Annotated in this window: 15 protein-coding genes, 1 tRNA gene and 2 pseudogenes; 8 read left to right on the top strand and 10 right to left on the bottom strand. The window is 59.4% G+C overall.

The window, feature by feature from the left end; translation table 11 throughout:
* Positions 1–32: 32 nt before the first annotated feature.
* From ACORQT_RS04140 to ACORQT_RS04120, 5 genes and pseudogenes are all read right to left on the bottom strand, one after another.
* A complete protein-coding gene (locus ACORQT_RS04140; protein ID WP_033641954.1) occupies positions 33–776 on the bottom strand; it encodes an amino acid ABC transporter ATP-binding protein in 744 nt (247 codons plus the stop codon).
* A pseudogene (locus tag ACORQT_RS04135) lies at positions 757–1,384 on the bottom strand (amino acid ABC transporter permease). The gene ACORQT_RS04140 and the pseudogene ACORQT_RS04135 overlap by 20 nt, the downstream one beginning before the upstream one ends.
* Entirely contained in the window at positions 1,384–2,049 is a 666-nt protein-coding gene (locus tag ACORQT_RS04130) for an amino acid ABC transporter permease (RefSeq protein ID WP_033634112.1), read from the bottom strand. Before ACORQT_RS04130 ends, ACORQT_RS04135 begins: the two are co-directional and overlap by 1 nt.
* A gap of 12 nt (positions 2,050–2,061) precedes the next feature.
* Entirely contained in the window at positions 2,062–2,853 is a 792-nt protein-coding gene (locus tag ACORQT_RS04125) for a transporter substrate-binding domain-containing protein (RefSeq protein WP_042783724.1), read from the bottom strand.
* A gap of 216 nt (positions 2,854–3,069) precedes the next feature.
* The gene (locus ACORQT_RS04120; RefSeq protein ID WP_444859423.1) at positions 3,070–3,909 is read right to left on the bottom strand and encodes a MurR/RpiR family transcriptional regulator; all 840 of its coding nucleotides are present in this window, start codon (positions 3,907–3,909) and stop codon (positions 3,070–3,072) included.
* A 142-nt stretch (positions 3,910–4,051) separates the two neighbouring features.
* On the opposite strand from ACORQT_RS04120, the gene ACORQT_RS04115 reads away from it, so the two are divergent.
* The 4 genes and pseudogenes from ACORQT_RS04115 (at position 4,052) to hpxZ (ending at position 7,639) form a co-directional block, all read left to right on the top strand.
* Positions 4,052–5,638 carry a gamma-glutamyltransferase family protein gene (locus ACORQT_RS04115; RefSeq protein WP_033634114.1) on the top strand — a complete coding sequence of 529 codons (1,587 nt, stop codon included), beginning with the start codon at positions 4,052–4,054 and terminating at the stop codon, positions 5,636–5,638.
* Between the two features lie 24 nt (positions 5,639–5,662).
* Complete coding sequence (gene hpxX, locus ACORQT_RS04110) at positions 5,663–5,854, top strand: oxalurate catabolism protein HpxX (RefSeq protein WP_033651000.1); 192 nt, start codon at positions 5,663–5,665, stop codon at positions 5,852–5,854.
* Positions 5,851–7,246, top strand: a pseudogene (locus ACORQT_RS04105) (AtzE family amidohydrolase). Before hpxX ends, ACORQT_RS04105 begins: the two are co-directional and overlap by 4 nt.
* A gap of 3 nt (positions 7,247–7,249) precedes the next feature.
* Positions 7,250–7,639 (top strand): oxalurate catabolism protein HpxZ, encoded by a 390-nt coding sequence (hpxZ, locus tag ACORQT_RS04100; RefSeq protein ID WP_033641948.1) that lies wholly within the window; start codon positions 7,250–7,252, stop codon positions 7,637–7,639.
* Positions 7,640–7,687: 48 nt separating this feature from the next.
* Here hpxZ and ACORQT_RS04095 read toward each other — a convergent pair whose 3' ends face one another.
* Positions 7,688–8,566, bottom strand: a complete 879-nt coding sequence (locus tag ACORQT_RS04095; RefSeq protein WP_197782796.1) for a siderophore-interacting protein — start codon at positions 8,564–8,566, stop codon at positions 7,688–7,690.
* 229 nt (positions 8,567–8,795) lie between these two features.
* Here ACORQT_RS04095 and ACORQT_RS04090 point away from each other — a divergent pair, with 229 nt between their 5' ends.
* The gene (locus ACORQT_RS04090; protein ID WP_444859321.1) at positions 8,796–11,036 is read left to right on the top strand and encodes a TonB-dependent siderophore receptor; all 2,241 of its coding nucleotides are present in this window, start codon (positions 8,796–8,798) and stop codon (positions 11,034–11,036) included.
* A 105-nt stretch (positions 11,037–11,141) separates the two neighbouring features.
* Here the strand turns inward: ACORQT_RS04090 and ACORQT_RS04085 are convergent.
* Both ACORQT_RS04085 and dnaQ read right to left on the bottom strand, forming a co-directional pair.
* A tRNA-Asp gene (locus ACORQT_RS04085) sits at positions 11,142–11,218 on the bottom strand.
* Between the two features lie 144 nt (positions 11,219–11,362).
* A complete protein-coding gene (gene dnaQ, locus ACORQT_RS04080) occupies positions 11,363–12,106 on the bottom strand; it encodes a DNA polymerase III subunit epsilon (protein WP_033641945.1) in 744 nt (247 codons plus the stop codon).
* Between the two features lie 72 nt (positions 12,107–12,178).
* Between dnaQ and rnhA the strand changes: the two genes are divergently transcribed.
* A complete protein-coding gene (gene rnhA, locus ACORQT_RS04075) occupies positions 12,179–12,646 on the top strand; it encodes a ribonuclease HI (protein WP_033641944.1) in 468 nt (155 codons plus the stop codon).
* Here rnhA and ACORQT_RS04070 read toward each other — a convergent pair.
* Entirely contained in the window at positions 12,643–13,362 is a 720-nt protein-coding gene (locus ACORQT_RS04070) for a class I SAM-dependent methyltransferase (protein ID WP_164058018.1), read from the bottom strand. The genes rnhA and ACORQT_RS04070 overlap by 4 nt on opposite strands.
* A 44-nt stretch (positions 13,363–13,406) precedes the next feature.
* On the opposite strand from ACORQT_RS04070, the gene gloB reads away from it, so the two are divergent.
* Positions 13,407–14,162, top strand: coding sequence for a hydroxyacylglutathione hydrolase (gloB, locus tag ACORQT_RS04065; protein ID WP_071997792.1), 756 nt, complete (start codon positions 13,407–13,409; stop codon positions 14,160–14,162).
* A gap of 71 nt (positions 14,163–14,233) precedes the next feature.
* On the top strand, positions 14,234–15,616 hold the full coding sequence (mltD, locus tag ACORQT_RS04060; RefSeq protein WP_033650995.1) for a murein transglycosylase D: 1,383 nt from the start codon (positions 14,234–14,236) through the stop codon (positions 15,614–15,616).
* A gap of 52 nt (positions 15,617–15,668) precedes the next feature.
* Here mltD and ACORQT_RS04055 read toward each other — a convergent pair whose 3' ends face one another.
* A complete protein-coding gene (locus ACORQT_RS04055) occupies positions 15,669–16,442 on the bottom strand; it encodes an endonuclease/exonuclease/phosphatase family protein (RefSeq protein WP_033634121.1) in 774 nt (257 codons plus the stop codon).
* Positions 16,443–16,641: the final 199 nt, after the last annotated feature.

Below are 16,641 nucleotides of genomic sequence, written 5' to 3'. Positions count from 1 at the left end.
AGCTTAATAACTTGTCATTTTATTTGCCGAAATCAGGCTTCTGACAACCCGCGCACAGAAGCGATAAACTGTTTCAATTCCTGCGTTTGCGGATTGGCGAACAGCGTGCGGCTATTTCCCTGCTCCCACACCTTGCCCTGGTGCATAAATACCACCCGGTCGCCCACCTCGCGGGCGAAGCTCATTTCATGAGTGACCAGAATCAGCGTCATGCCCTCTCGCGCCAACTGTTCCAGCACCTTCAGGACTTCACCCACCAGCTCGGGATCCAGCGCCGAGGTGATCTCATCGCACAGCAACACCTTCGGTTTCATCGCCAGCGCCCGGGCGATCGCCACCCGCTGCTGTTGCCCGCCGGAAAGGTTGGCCGGCGCGTAATGCATGCGCTCACCCAATCCCACCTTGTTCAGCATCTGTTCGGCCAACTCGCGGCACTCGGCAGCGCTTTTTTTCAGCACCCGGCGCGGCGCCAGCATCACGTTTTCCAGCGCCGTCATATGCGGGAACAGGTTAAAGTTCTGAAACACCATGCCAATCGAGCGGCTGATTTCACGCGCCTGCGAATCGCGATCGGTGATGGTCATGCCGCCCAGTTTGATGCTCCCTTCCTGATACCCTTCCAGCCCGTTGATGCAGCGCAATAGCGTGCTTTTACCAGACCCGCTGCGGCCGATGATCGAGACCACCTGCCCCATGTCGATATCCAGATCCACGCCCTTCAACACATGATTCTGACCGTAATATTTTTGAACCTGATTAATGGTGATGATCGGCATGGCATTTCTTCTCCAGATAATGGCTGTAACGCGACAAGGGATAGCACATCAGGAAATAGCCCAACGCGACCAGACCAAATACCTTGAAGGGCTGATAAGTCACATTGTTCAGCATGGTGCCGGCCTTGGTCAGCTCGACGAAGCCAATGATCGACGCCAAGGCGGTGCCCTTGATCACCTGAACCGAGAAACCGACGGTCGGCGCAATGGCGATACGCACCGCCTGCGGCGTGATGACGCGCATCAGTGTCTGCGTGAAACTCAGCCCGAGACAACGGGCTGCCTCCCACTGACCTTTCGGCAAGGCGGCGATGCTGCCGGACCAGATATCCACCAGAAAAGCGCTGGTGAATAGCGTCAGCGCCAGCGCGGCCGCGGTCCATGGGCTGACGTCGACGCCAAACAGCGCCAGACCGAAAAACGCCAAAAACAGCTGCATCAGCAGCGGCGTGCCCTGAAACAGTTCAGCGTAAACGCGGACAAAACGCATTGCCCAGCGGCAGCGCCACCAGCGTGCCGCCGAAAAATGCCGTCAACGACAGCAGCAGCGTCCAGCGAGCCGCCAACAGCAGATTGCGCACGATGTCCCAATCGGTAAACGTCAGCATCAGTTCCGGCTCCCTAAAAAACGCCGCCCGGCGGCCAGCAACAGTTGACGCATCAACAGCGACAACAACAGATAAAGCAGCGCCGTCACCAGATAGACTTCAAAGCTGAGGAAGGTGCGCGACTGGATCAGGTTGGCGGCGAAGGTCAGCTCTTCGAATGAGACCTGCGACACCACCGAGGATCCCAGCATCACGATGATGCACTGGCTCACCAACGCCGGATAAATACGCTGCAGCGACGGCGGCAGTACGATGCGTAAAAAGGTCTGGCTGCGGCTGAGCCCCAACACGCGCCCCGCTTCCCACTGCCCCTTCGGCGTGACCTGAATGCCGGCGCGAATAATTTCGGTGCTGTAGGCGCCAAGGTTGATCACCATCGCCAGCAGCGCCGCCTGCCCGGCCGTCAGTTTCCAGCCCAGGCTCGGCAGGCCGAACACGATGAAGAACAACTGCACGACGAACGGCGTGTTGCGCACCACTTCGACGTAAACGCCCCAAAGGCGGCTCAGCGCGCCGGCCCGGCCGCTGCGGATCGCCGCGCCGCAAATGCCCAGCGCAACCCCCATCAACGTCGCCAGCGCCGTCAGCGCCATCGTCGTCAGTAACCCCGCCAACAGCTCAGGCATGTAGGGCCAGAGCGCGGAGAAATTCAGCTGATAGGTCATCCGCCGCTCCCGTTATGCGCCAAAACCATCGGGCAGCGGTGCTTTCAACCATTTCTCCGACAGGCCATTCAGCGTCTTGTCCGCCAGCGCCTGTCCAATCAGCGCATCCACCGCCGCTTTCAGGGCCGGTTCTCCCTGGCGCAACCCCACGAAGCACGGCGAATCTTTCAACATAAACTTGGCGGCCGGCGCCTTGTCCGGATTCTGGCGCGCCAGGGCGCTCACCACCATGTTACCGGTGGCGATGTACTGCACCTGCCCGGAGAGATAGGCCGACAGCGTCGTGTTGTTATCCTCATAACGCTTGATCTGCGCCCCTTTAGGCGCGCCGTCGCTCAGCACCATATCCTCCACCGCACCGCGCGTGACGCCGACGGTCTTGCCATCGAGCTGCGCCATGTCCGCCAACGCGCCGTCTTTAGGACCAAAGACCCCCAGGAAGAAAGGCGCATAGGCGCGGCTGAAGGCGATGGTCTTTTCACGCTCCGGATTTTTGCCCAGGCTGGAGATCACCAGATCCACTTTATTGGTCTGCAGATAAGGCACCCGGTTGGCGCTGGTGACCGGCACCAACTGCAACTTAAGTTTCATCTTATCGGCCAGATAACGCGCCATATCGATGTCATAACCCTGAGGCTGCAGATCGGTGCCCACCGAGCCGAATGGCGGGAAATCCTGCGGCACCGCCACGCGCAGGACGCCGCGCTGCCGGATCTCTTGCAATTGATCCGCCATGGTCGGCGCGGCCTGCGCCAGCAAGGCGATCCCAGTGAAAACCGTCCACAGCGTTTTTTTGATGTTCATAGCGTATCCCCGATGGTGAAAAGATGAAACAAAAGATTCTTACACCACAAGCTCTGCAACTAATGTGCCAATCGAAAATACGTCGAACCCATGCCTTAACTGGCGCTGATTAACGAGAAAAAACCTGCCGACCTCAGCGGGCCGGCGACGGAGAAAGGGAAAGCAGGCAGGCCAGAGATGCACTAAAAGTGTGCATCAGCACCAAAAAAGCGCCGGTTAGCGCGGTTCCAGTTCGTCCAAATCCCGATACAGACCGGCAATGTGATGAATACGCAATCGCCCCTGCTCCAACATCTCATGCAGCAGGGCGTTGCTGAGCAGGTTACATAAGCTCATGGCGGCTGAATAGCTGTCGAAGGCGGAGACGCTGTCCAGCGAAGCGGCCAAATGCCAGTCCGCCAGCGGGATCAGCGACTGCGCCTGCGGTTCGCAGATCAACAGCGTCGGCACCCGGCGAGTTTGCAGCTGCGTCAGTATCGCCTTGAGCTGACGCGGCCGGCGCCGAAACGCCACCACCACCGCCATATCCTGCGGCGCGAGATCGACCAGCTCCTCCGCCAGCGTCTGGCCGGGCTGCGGCATCAGCATCACCCGCTCCCGCACCTGCATCAGCTGCTGACGCAGATGCATGGCTATCGGATAGCTGTTGCGAAATCCCAGCAGCGCGACCCGCCGCGCCCGCGCCAGTGCGGCGATCACCGCGCCGAATTGCTCCACATCGAGATGGCTCACCCAGTGCGAGAGGTTAGCCATTTCCTGCTTGTAATGCCGCGCCAGCAGCGTATTGCCCTGCACCGCATGCCTCTCGTCGGTCACCGGCATGCCGCTCTGGCGCAGGGTGCGCAGCTCAGCGCGCATGTCCTTGTAGCTGCGATACCCCAACCGCTTGAACAGCCTGCTGACCGTGGCTTTAGAAACCCCGCTCAAGCGCGCCAGCTCGGCGCTGTTGTAACTGATCAGGTCATCGAAATGATCGAGGATAAAGTCGGCGACGCGCTGTTCCTGCGGCGCCAATTGCGGATATTCGTTGCGCAGGCGTTCATCGAAGGGCTGCATCATCACTCTCGCTGTAACTTTTGTTTCACCGGAACATAGCACGCCCCGGCCCCTCTCTGACAAGCAATTAATCGTCCTGATTAAAAGTGGAACGCCTCTTGCTTCTGTTACCCAAACGCTCACCTCAGACAAGGGCAGAAATATGATTAACAGCAATACCGCGCCACAGGGCATGGCGGTCACGCCACACCATCTCGCCAGCGAAAGCGCGCTGGCGGTGCTGCGCGAAGGCGGCAACGCCATTGAGGCGATGGTAGCCGCCGCCGCGACCATCGCCGTGGTCTATCCGCACATGAACGGCATCGGCGGTGACGGTTTCTGGCTGATCGTGCCGCCGCAGGGCGAGCCGCTGACCATCGACGCCAGCGGCGCCGCCGGCTCGCTGGCGACGCCGGCGCTGTACGCCGGAGAAAGCCGCATCCCGCAGCGCGGCCCAAAAGCGGCGTTGACCGTGGCCGGCACCGTCGGCGGTTGGCAGGAGGCGTTGGCCTATTCGGCCGAACTGGGCGAAACGCCGCTGCCGCTGTCGCGGTTGCTCGCCGACGCCATACGCTACGCCGCCGACGGCATTCCGGTCACCGCCTCCCAAGAGGCGGCGACGCGCAGCAAACGCCACGAGCTGGAGGAGTTCGCCCCCTTCGCCCGCATTTACCTGCCGCAGGGAAAGATCCCGCTTGCCGGCCAACGATTCTGCCAACCGCAGCTGGCCGATACGCTGATCGCACTGAGTGAGGACGGGCTCGACAGTTTTTATCGCGGCCCGCTGGCTGAAAGCATGGCGGCGGACATGGCGATGTTGGGCATGCCGCTTACCGCTCAGGATCTGGCGAGTTATCGGCCATGCCGCCGTCCTCCGCTGCGCCTGGAACACCAAAAAGGTGAAATATTCAATCTGGCTCCCCCGACCCAAGGGCTGGTGTCGCTTGCCATCCTCGGGCTGACCGACCGTCTGCCGCTGGTCGGACAGAGCGAAGGCGCCGTGGTGCACGCCGTGGTCGAGGCCACCAAGCTGGCGTTCGATCTGCGCGACCGTTTCATCACCGATCCGCGCCACATGACGCAGGATCCGCAGGCGCTGCTGGCGGCCGACCATTTGGATAGGCTGGCCGGGCGCATCGACGGCCAAAAAGCGGCCGACTGGGGCCAGGGCAAAGGACCCGGCGATACGGTCTGGATGGGGGTGATGGACAGCAGCGGGCTGGCGGTCTCCTTCATTCAGAGCATCTACCACGAATTCGGCAGCGGCGTGGTTCTGCCGAACAGCGGCGTCCTGTGGCAAAACCGCGGCGCCTCTTTCAGCCTGGACGCCGATCATCTGCTGGCGCTGGCGCCGGGCAAGCAGCCGTTCCATACGCTGAACCCGGCCGCCGCCCGGCTGTATGACGGACGCACGCTGATCTACGGCTCGATGGGCGGTGACGGCCAGCCGCAGACTCAAGCGGCGTTATTCGTGCGGCACGTGGTGCAAGGGTTGCCGCTGCAGCAGGCGATCAGCGCGCCGCGCTGGCTGCTGGGGCGAACCTGGGGCGAAAGTTCGGACTCGTTGAAGCTTGAGGGGCGCTTTAACGCGGCGACCCTCGACTATCTGAGACAGCGCGGCCACGCCGTTGAACTGCTGCCGGCGTTCAGCGAAACGGTCGGCCATGCCGGCGCCATCGTACGCCACACCAACGGCATGTTCGAAGGCGCTTTCGATCCGCGAAGCAACGGCAGCGCCGCCGGCTTCTGACTCTCTTATTTATCGGGATCGCTTATGAACAATCAACACGCCGCCGATTGGGCGGCCTATATCCACCAGATGGAAACCGTGCTGGCCGTGGAACTGGACGATGTCCGCCGCCGGGAACTGTTGAAACAGATCGAACGCATCGCCGCGCTGGCCGAACCGCTGATGGCCTTCCCGCTGGATCCGCGCCAGGAAATCGCGGGGGTATATCGCCCATGAATCCCTTAAGCGCCCTGTCGCTCGCCGAGATCCGTACGGCCCTTGAACGCGGCGCGCTCTCGACGCGCGAGATCGTCCGGCATACGCTCGATCACATCGACCGTCAGAATCCCGCGCTGAACGCCTTTACGCACCTCACCCGGGAACGCATGCAAAAAGAAGCCGATCGCCTCGACCGTTCGCGCGCGCTTGGGCAAACGCTGCCCGCTTTGGCCGGCATTCCCTATGCGGTAAAAAATCTGTTCGACGTCGCCGGTGAAACCACGCTGGCCGGCGCCCGCCTGTTCAGCGATCGGCCACCGGCCGACCGCGACGCCTGGGGCGTCTCCCGGCTGGCGGATCAAGGCGCGTTGCTTTGCGGCATGTTGAACATGGACGCCTACGCCTACGGTTTCACCACCGAGAACAGCCATTACGGCGCCACCCGAAACCCGCATGACCTCGGGCGCATCGCCGGCGGCTCTTCGGGTGGCTCGGCCGCAGCGGTGGCGGCCGGCCTGGTGACCTTTTCGCTCGGCAGCGACACCAATGGCTCAATACGCGTGCCCGCCTCGCTGTGCGGCATTTATGGTCTGAAACCGACCTTCGGCCGTCTTTCGCGCAGCGGCAGCCAGCCGTTTGTCGACAGCCTGGATCACATCGGCCCGTTCGCCCGCCGGGTGCACGATCTCGCGACGGTGTATGATGCGATGCAGGGCATCGACGCCGAGGATCCGTTCCAGAGCGATCGGCCGATTTCCCGCACCGAAGCGTTGCTGGCGCAGGGCAGCCAGAACCTGCGCTGCGCCGTGTTAGGCGGCTATTTCCTGCAATGGTGCAATGATGACGCCAAAGCCGCAGTCAACCAGGTGGCGCAAGCGCTGGCAGCCAGCGCCGAAGTCGAGCTGCCGCAGGCCGAGCTGGCCCGATCGGCGGCCTTTATCCTCAGCGCCTCAGAGGGCGGCCATCGCTATCTGCCGCAGTTGCGCAGCCAACCCGAACGCTTCGAGCCACTGTCGCGAGAACGACTGCTGGCCGGCGCCATGCTCCCCGCCACCTGGTATTTGCAGGCACAGCGCTTTCGTCATGCGTTTCGCCGGCAAAGCCGCGCCGCTGTTCAAGCACTGGGACATTTTGATCGCCCCGGCGACGCCGTGCAGCGCCACGCCGATCGGCCAGGAAACGATGCGCATCAACGGCGTCGATCTGCCGATCCGCGCCAGTATGGGCATGCTGACGCAGCCGATTTCCTTCCTTGGCCTGCCGGTCGTGACAGTTCCTTTGAAAAGCGCATCCGGTCTGCCGATCGGCCTGCAACTGATCGCCCCGCCGTGGCGCGAAGATTTGGCGCTGCGCGCCGCCTATGCGCTGGAATGCGCCGGCATCGCCACTTGCGTCTGCAAACAGGAGTAATCAATGAACAGTGAACATATCGATCGGCCGGCGGTGCTGGCGGAGGTCAACGCCGCCTTTTACCGCTATGAGCAGGCGTTAATCAGCAATGACATCGATGTGCTGGACGAGTTGTTCTGGCACGACGCGCGCACGGTGCGCTATGGCGCCACCGAAAGCCTCTACGGTATCGACGAAATCCGCGATTTTCGTCAACGGCGCCCGGCCAACGGACTGGAGCGGCTGTTGGAAAACACCCAAATCACGACTTTTGGTGAAGATATGGCGGTGGCCAGCACGGAATTTCATCGGCCGGGCAGCAACCGCAGGGGGCGGCAAATGCAAACCTGGGTCAAGCTGCCCTGTGGCTGGCGCATCGTAGCGGCGCACGTCAGCCTGCTCGACGCGCCTTAGGCCTCCAGGCGGTAGAGCCCATGATGAAGGCGCACGGCGGCGGCCGACTCAGCACCAATAGGCCATGAAGTTGACGGTGGAGCGATCCAGATCGCGTTCGCCAATCAGGTAACGCCGCAGCGTTTTCACCGCGGAAGACTCGGCCGCCACCCAGGCATAGAAAGCGTTGCTGCCGGCCGCCCGCTCCCACAACACCTCATCGCTCAGGCTGCTTTCCGCCAGGGACTGCGCTTGCGCACAGGCCGATGCGGGGATATCCACCCGCTGGCGCACCGCTTCCACCAGCAGCGTGCCGTGCGCCAACTGGCGGCCGACGTCGCGCGGCAGCCAATAAACGTCGGCGAACGGGAAATGCGCCAAATCCAGGCAATCCGCCGCCACCGGCACCTCGAAAAACGCCTGCACCCGCGGCGGATTGGCCTGCTGCGCCAGCTGTTCCAGAATCGCCATCGCCGCCGGCACCGCCGTCTCATCGGCGATCAGCAACGCCTGTTGCAACTGCGCCGGCGGCGCCCATTCGTAACCGCCGCTGTCGCCGTCGAAGTCACCGTTGGGGGCGACCGTTTGAATCGTGTCTCCGGGTTCGGCATGGGTCGCCCAGGCTGAAGCCGGGCCGTTCACGCCATGCAGCACGAACTCGACGTCCATCTGATTCTGCTCGCGGCGCAGCGCACGCAGCGTATAGGTGCGCATTACCGGACGCTGTTCTTTGGGGAGCGCCATGTAATCGCCGTACCAGTCCGGGCCGTTGGCCAACGGCGTGATCTTGCCGTTCGCCGCCGGGAACAGCAGTTTGATGCGCTGGTCAGGCGCTTCCAGCTTCATGCGATGAACATCCGCACCTTCAAACACGCAGCGCAGCAGCGAGGGCGAAATCAGCGTTTTGCTTTTCAGGGTGATATCAAAAATTCTGTAGCTGGCGGACATGTTCTCGACTCTCCGGCAACGGCTGTCGCTTTTACGTATGACCGAGCGGCTGCCGTGTTGGCGGCGTGGCCGCGCGATCGCGCAGCGGATAAATGTTAATAAAACTAATTAATTACGTTAATGCATCGCAAAAAATCATATCATGATTTTATTGATAACAAGAAACGTTATTGATAAAAGAAGCATTCTCAAAAAACAACGTAACGACAATATCACCTGGGAAATAACGATGAAACGCAAACCTCTTTGGGTATTAAACCCATGTCTGCTGGCGTTGCTTGCGCCGGCGGCCTGGGCAGAAGATCAGAAAAACGGCAGCGAAGAGCAGGTGGTCGTCTCCGCCAGCCGTTCGCACCGCAGCGCGGCGGAAATGGCGCAGACGACATGGGTGATCGAAAGTCAGGAGATCGAACAGCAGGTCCAGGGCGGCAAAGAGATCAAGGACATGTTGGCGCAGCTGATCCCCGGCATGGACGTCAGCGGCCAGGGCCGCACCAACTATGGCATGAATATGCGCGGCCGTTCGATGATGGTGATGATCGACGGCGTACGCCTGAACTCGTCGCGCAGCGACAGCCGCCAGTTGGATTCGATCGACCCGTTCAATATCGACCATATTGAGGTGATTTCCGGCGCGACCGCACTGTACGGCGGCGGCAGCACCGGCGGCCTGATCAATATCGTGACCAAGAAAGGACAGAAAGAGCAGCAGGTCGAATTGCAGGTCGGCGGCAAAACCGGTTTCGGCGGCCATAACGATCACGACGAGAACGTAGCGGCGGCGGTCAGCGGCGGCAACGACAACGCCTCGGGGCGGCTGTCCGTTTCTTACCAGCGTTACGGCGGCTGGTACGACGGCAAAGGCAACGAGGTGCTGATCGACAATACTCAAACCGGCCTGCAGTATTCCAATCGCCTCGATGTGATGGGCTCCGGCACCCTCAACATCGACGATCATCAACAGCTGCAGCTGACCACCCAATACTACAAAAGCCAGTCCGACGGCGATCACGGCCTGTTTCTGGGGGAAAACTTCGCGGCGGTGACCGGCAACGCCAAGGCGTACAACAGCGGTAACTTAAACTCCGATCGCATCCCCGGCACCGAGCGCCACCTGATCAACCTGCAATATTCCAACACCGATTTCCTCGGCCAGGATCTGGTGGCGCAGGTCTACTATCGCGACGAAACGTTGACCTTCTACCCCTTCCCAACGCTGGCGGGCAAAGCGCCGAACTATTACGTCAGCAGCATTGGCGCTTCGCAGCAAAAAACCGATTTTTACGGCGGCAAACTGACGTTAAACAGCAAACCTGTCGACGCGCTGACGCTGACTTACGGCATCGACGCCGAGCATGAAAGCTTCAACGCCAACCAGCAGTTCTTCAACCTGGCGAAGGCCCAACAGTCCGGCGGCATGACGCTGGAGAACGCTTACGGCACCGGCCGCTACCCGAGCTATACCACCAGCAACCTGGCGTCGTTCCTGCAGGCCAGTTACGACATCAATCCCATCTTCACCCTGAGCGGCGGCGTGCGTTACCAGTACACCGAAAACAAGATCGACGACTTCGTCGGCTATAACCAGCAGCAGGCGATCGCCACCGGCGCCGCCGCCTCCGCCGACGCCATCCCGGGAGGGAAAACCGACTACAACAATGCGCTGTTCAACGCCGGTCTGTTGGCGCACTTGACCGAGCGTCAGCAAACCTGGTTCAACTTCTCTCAGGGCTTCGAGATCCCGGATCCGGGCAAGTATTACGGCAACGGCACCTACGCGTTGAACGGCGACCATTACCAGTTGCTGAAGAGCGTCAACGTCGGCGATTCCAAGCTGGAAGGCATCAAGGTCAACGCCTACGAGCTGGGCTGGCGCTATACCGGCGATAACCTGCGCACGCAAATCGCCGCCTACTACTCGTTGTCCGACAAGAGCATCGCCATCAACAAAACCGACATGACCATTAACGTCAATGCGGACAAGCGGCGCATCTATGGACTGGAAGGTGCGGTGGACTACTTCTTCGAAGACAGCGACTGGAGCGCCGGCACCAACTTCAACTTCATCCGTTCTGAAACCAAGGTCAACGGCGAATGGAAGAAGCTGGTGGTCGATACCGCCAGCCCATCGAAAGTCACCGCTTACGTCGGCTGGGCGCCGGGCGACTGGAATCTGCGCTTGCAGTCGCAGCAAACCTTCGACGTGTCGGACGACGGCGATTACACCAAGGCCAACTCCACCCAAGGCCGCAAAATAGATGGCTACAACACCCTCGACTTCCTCGGCAGCTATGCCCTGCCGGTGGGGAAAGTCAGCTTCAGCGTGGAAAACCTGTTGGACAAGGAGTACACCACCGTTTGGGGCCAACGCGCGCCGATCCTGTACAGCCCGACCTACGGCTCGCCTGAGCTGTACAGCTATAAGGGCCGCGGACGCACCTTCGGTTTGAATTACTCGGTGTTGTTCTGAGGATAAGGGGCCGGTCTGCCGGCCCCGTTCCCTGGGCCGCACCGTTTTGCCGAGAGCGGAAACGACGAAGCCCTGAGTTATCGCTAACTCAGGGCTTCTGAATAGTGGCGGAACGGACGGGGCTCGAACCCGCGACCCCCTGCGTGACAGGCAGGTATTCTAACCAACTGAACTACCGCTCCGCGCCATTCCCTCTTGCGGGGGAACGAGGCGCATATTACGGACGCCTCTCGGTTCCGTCAACGCCTTTTTCTCCGCAAATGAACCGTTTGCACAGTTTTTCAACGAAGGGTTGCCCAGTGCGTTTTTTTCGTGCAAAAACGCCGTTATTCCGCCGGCGCCCCGCGCCACAGGCAGCTGCCGCCCTTCTTCGCCACCAGATCCAGACGCGCCTCGTGCGCCTTTATTTCTTCGTCGCTGGCGTAGACCACTTTCATCGCCGTAGCCGGGCGGACGATACGCTGTATTTCTTGCGCGGCATCGTTTTGCTGGGTGTCGCCTTCCATTTGGAACGCTATCGACGTCTGACCGCCGGTCATCGCCAGATAGACTTCCGCCAGGATCTCGGCATCGAGCAATGCGCCGTGCAGCGTACGCTTGCTGTTGTCTATCTCATAGCGGCTGCACAAGGCATCGAGGTTGTTGCGCTTGCCCGGGAACAGGCGGCGCGCCATCATCAGGCTGTCGGTGATGGTGCAGAAGGTCTCGGTCTTCGGGATCCCCTGCTGCAGCATGCGGAATTCGTGATCCATAAAGCCGATATCGAACGCCGCGTTATGGATCACCAGCTCGCCGCCGCGGATAAAGTCGAGGAATTCGTCGGCAACCTGATCGAAGGTCGGTTTGTCGGCCAGGAAGTCGTCGCTGATGCCGTGTACGCCGTACGCTTCCGGATCCACCAGCCGATCCGGCTTGATGTATACGTGGAAGTTGCGCCCGGTCAGGCGGCGGTTAATCACTTCCACCGCACCGATTTCGATGATGCGGTGCCCTTCGTAGTGCACCCCAAGCTTGTTCATACCGGTGGTTTCGGTATCGAGGACAATCTGTCTGGTGGTTGTAGAGATCATATTGCAGTGCTCACAGCGCTCGTTTATGTCAGACTTGGCTTTTATAAAACTGATAGGAAGAGTCTACCAGAGATGCTCAAACAGGTAGAAATTTTCACCGACGGCTCCTGCCTTGGCAACCCTGGCCCCGGTGGCTACGGCGCGATACTGCGCTATAAGCAGACGGAAAAAACCTTCAGCGAAGGATTTCGTCTGACCACCAATAACCGCATGGAAATGATGGCGGCGATCGTGGCGCTGGAAGCGCTGACGGTGCCTTGCGCCGTGACGCTCAGCACCGACAGCCAGTACGTGCGCCAGGGCATTACCAGCTGGATCCATAACTGGAAGAAACGCGGTTGGAAAACCGCCGACAAAAAACCGGTCAAGAATGTCGATCTGTGGCAGCGGCTGGATCAGGCCATTCAGCGCCACACCGTTAAATGGGAGTGGGTCAAGGGCCACGCCGGCCACCCGGAGAACGAACGCTGCGACGAGCTGGCGCGCGAGGCGGCGGGTAAACCGACGCAAGATGACGTCGGCTACCAACCGGAAGCCTAAGGCAGCTTGCGATAACTCTTGGTCGCGCCCACCGCGCGGCTGAGAGACGGCTTTCTCGCCCCCAGTTTCATCGGCGTGGGCGTCAGCGGCAAGGTGCGCTTGCGCGCCACAATCACGCTCATGCAGCCCAGCGCCGGCAAATGGGTGCATAAAAACTTGCCGCCCTTGCGGTGCCACGGCAGCACGTGAAAACGCGCCTGGTGCAACACCTCGTAATTCAGCAGGCTGAGCCAATCCAACAACCGCATCTGGGTAAACATGCGGCTGACATAGGGCTGACGATGACGCAATCCGGGCACCAGCTTGCCCAATCCCAGCAGGCTGAACGGATTGAAGCTGCTGACAACCAGCCAGCCATCGTCGATCAACACCCTATCCACCTCACGCAGCATGCGATGCGGATCGTCCGCGTAGGACAGCGTATGCGCCAACAGGCAGGCATCCACCGATTTGGCGGCGAACGGCAGTTGATAGGCGTCGGCGATCACCTGCAGCCCTTCCCCCTCCAGCCCTACGTTGACCTGGTGGGAGATTGCGCATTTATCCGTGGCCAGCTCGGTGCTGAGCATGCCCATCTTCAGCAGATGGAAACCGAACAGCTTGGGCCACCAGGGTTGCAACTGCCGCTCGAGCGCTTCACGATAGTACTCCCCCCACGGCAGCTCAGCCCAGGACTGCGGGCCGGTGAGCTTTTGTAGAGTATGGGCTGGTTTCATGATTTATTATCTTCTTTCAAGCCGTTGCCAACGAGAGGTACACCATGAATCTTATCAGCATTCCCGCCTTCCAGGACAATTACATTTGGTTATTGGATGATCGGCAGGGGCGCTGCATTATCGTCGATCCGGGTGAAGCGCGGCCGGTGCTCGAGGCGCTGCAGCGCCTGCAGCTGGCGCCGTCGGCGATCCTGCTGACCCACCACCACCACGATCACGTCGGTGGCGTGGCGCAGATTGTCGCGCAATACCCGGGCCTGGCGGTCTACGGGCCGCAGGAAACCGCTGGCAAAGGCGCCAACCACATCGTCCATGACGGCGATACCTTTGATATCGATGGCCGCCAATACAGGACTATCGCCGTTCCCGGCCATACGCTGGGCCATGTGGCATTCTATAGTGCCCCTTATCTGTTCTGCGGCGACACCATTTTCTCCGCCGGCTGCGGCAGGCTGTTTGAAGGCACCGCAAAACAAATGTACGACTCATTTCAACAACTCGCGCAACTTCCCGATAACACCTTAATTTGCTGCGCGCATGAATATACTCTTTCAAATCTTAAGTTTGCGCGGGCTATTTTGCCGGAAGATCGAGAGATTGAAACATATCAACAACATGTTGAAGCGTTAAGGGCAAAAGGCCAAGCTAGCGTGCCGACCACGTTGCAATTAGAGCGCAAAATTAACCTGTTTTTACGTTGCCATGACGCTGATTTACAAAAGAAATTAGGCTTTAATTCACCACCGGAAAGCCTTCATTCAGTTTTTTCCGAATTACGCCTGCGGAAAGATAACTTCTAAGCTTTTAGTTGTGTTATTTGGCGAAGCAAAGTATTATTGCTCGTCTTTTAAGCAACTACATTGACACACACATGAAGGCTAAAGCGATATTTCTCGCCTCGGTCTTGCTAGTGGGTTGCCAGTCGTCCAGGCAGGACGCACCGGCGCCAGAACAGCATGCACAGAGTTTGTCTTCGGCTGGTCAAGATGGTGAAGCAGGAGAGTACACAGGAAATGGCCGAGCGAGCTCGGCGCGGTGGTTGGATAACAACAGTCCCGCCGCGCAACAGGACCTGTGGAACTTCATTAGCGACGAGCTGAAGATGGAGGTTCCGGAAAATTCCCGGATCCGTGATCAGAAAAGAAAGTACTTAAAAAGTAAGAGCTATCTCCACGATGTAACATTACGGGCAGAGCCGTACATGTACTGGATAGTCGGGCAGATTAAGAAACGTAATATGCCGATGGAACTGGTACTGCTACCCATAGTGGAGAGCGCTTTTGACCCACACGCCACGTCAAGTGCCAACGCCGCAGGGCTATGGCAAATCGTGCCGCAAACGGGTCGCAATTATGGTTTGAAAAACAATCAGTGGTATGACGGTCGACGCGATGTCGTCGCCTCGACAACCGCTGCGCTTAACATGATGCAGCGCTTGAACCGCATGTTTAACGGCGACTGGTTACTGACCGTAGCCGCCTATAACAGTGGTGAAGGCCGCGTGATGCAAGCGGTGAAGGCAAACAAACGCCAGGGTAAGCCAACCAATTTCTGGGCATTGTCGCTTCCGCGTGAAACGTCAATCTATGTCCCGAAAATGCTGGCGCTGAGCGACATCATCAAGAACAGCAAGAAGTACGGCGTGAAACTCCCGAAAACGGATGAAACCCGTGCGCTGGCTCGTATCGATGTCGGGCAGCAGATCCAGCTGACTCAGGCGGCTGAGATGGCTGGGCTTTCAGTCACCAAGATGAAAGCGTATAACCCAGGCTACAAAAAAGGCGTTACGGCACCCAACGGGCCCCATTACATCATGGTTCCCAAAGGGCATGCCGATCAGCTGAAAGACTCGCTGGCCGATGGCCAGATCGCCGTGACTCAGCCAACGACGCAGTTGGCGAAGAACAGCGGTTTGTCCGGTGGCAGTTCGTATAAAGTTCGCTCCGGCGACACCTTATCGGCCATAGCCAAGCGGCTGAACGTTAAGACCAGCGATTTGCAGAGTTGGAACAACTTACGCGCCAAGAGCGCCTTAAAAGTTGGGCAAACCCTGCAAGTGGCCAGCAATACTGGCAGTAACAGCAGTATCACCTACCAGGTTCGTAAAGGTGATTCGCTCGCCAGTATCGCACGTCGTCACGGCGTCGATATTAACGACGTGATGCGTTGGAATTCAACGCTCGCCAAAGGCAACCTGCAGCCAGGTCTGAAGCTGACCCTGTTTGTCGGCAACAAGATGACGCCGGATACTTAAATGTTCGGCACAAAAAAAGCACCCTTCGGGGTGCTTTTTTATTAGCTGCGATTCACCATACCGGCGAGTCTTTCTCCGGATGAAACTCCACCAACAGCGGGTTGTGATCCGACGCGCTGGTCACCAGCACCGACGCCTCCACCACTCCCAGATTGCGGTAAAATACGAAATCCAGTGGACGACCGAAGGCCTTGCGGCGATGGTCGTCGGTGAAACTCACCTCGCGCAGCGCCATCTCTCCGGCAAAGTCATACAGCGCATTGATGCGCTTGCGGCTCCAGGCGTTGAAATCCCCTGCCATAATCACCGGCCCCCGGTGACTGGCGATCTGTTCGCCTATCGGCCCCAACTGCTTGCTGTAGACGTCGACGCCCAGGCTAAAGTTCACCGCATGGATGTTCACCACCATCAACAGTTCGCCGTTGTACAGCGGATAAACGGTGATCAAGGCCGACTTGGAAAGCCGCAGCAGCGGCTCTCGCTCGCGCAGCGGGCAACAGTAAACAGGATGAGCGGCAGCCAGCGTCATCACGCCGGAAGGGTGCTGCGGCAGCACAAAGGCCGGCACCTGATCGGCCGCCAGATAGTTGGCGGTAGCGTAGCTCACCAACTCTGGCGTGGTTTGCGCCTCTTGCAATAATACCAGCTGCGCGTCTTTGCCATGGTTTTTCAGCACCGAAAGCCAGTCGGCTCGCTGCTGTTTGAAAATATTCCATACCATGACGCGCAGGGCGCCGGTCGTCGGCAGCGCCGCCCCTGGCGGCAACGGCTGGTTAACGGCACCAGGAAAGATTCGCTCAACTGGCTGACCTGCAACATACCTCATTGCATAAGTTCGTTTCGGCACGCGATTCGCCTATTACCCATTAACATGAAAACTGGCGATGAACACTCGCCAACGATGAATTGATTATACGCCTACCCTGCATAGAGGGCATGGCTTTTGCGGGCATCACCTTTTCAGTTATAGGGGCCGCCTGCAGCGATTTCAATCTTCTGACGGTATAGCTGTGTAAAGGTGAGGG

Origin of the sequence: Serratia sp. (in: enterobacteria), assembly GCF_052400455.1 — a bacterium.
Taxonomy (GTDB): Bacteria; Pseudomonadota; Gammaproteobacteria; order Enterobacterales; family Enterobacteriaceae; genus Serratia; species Serratia ureilytica.
This window is presented reverse-complemented; position numbering and strand designations above follow the sequence as displayed.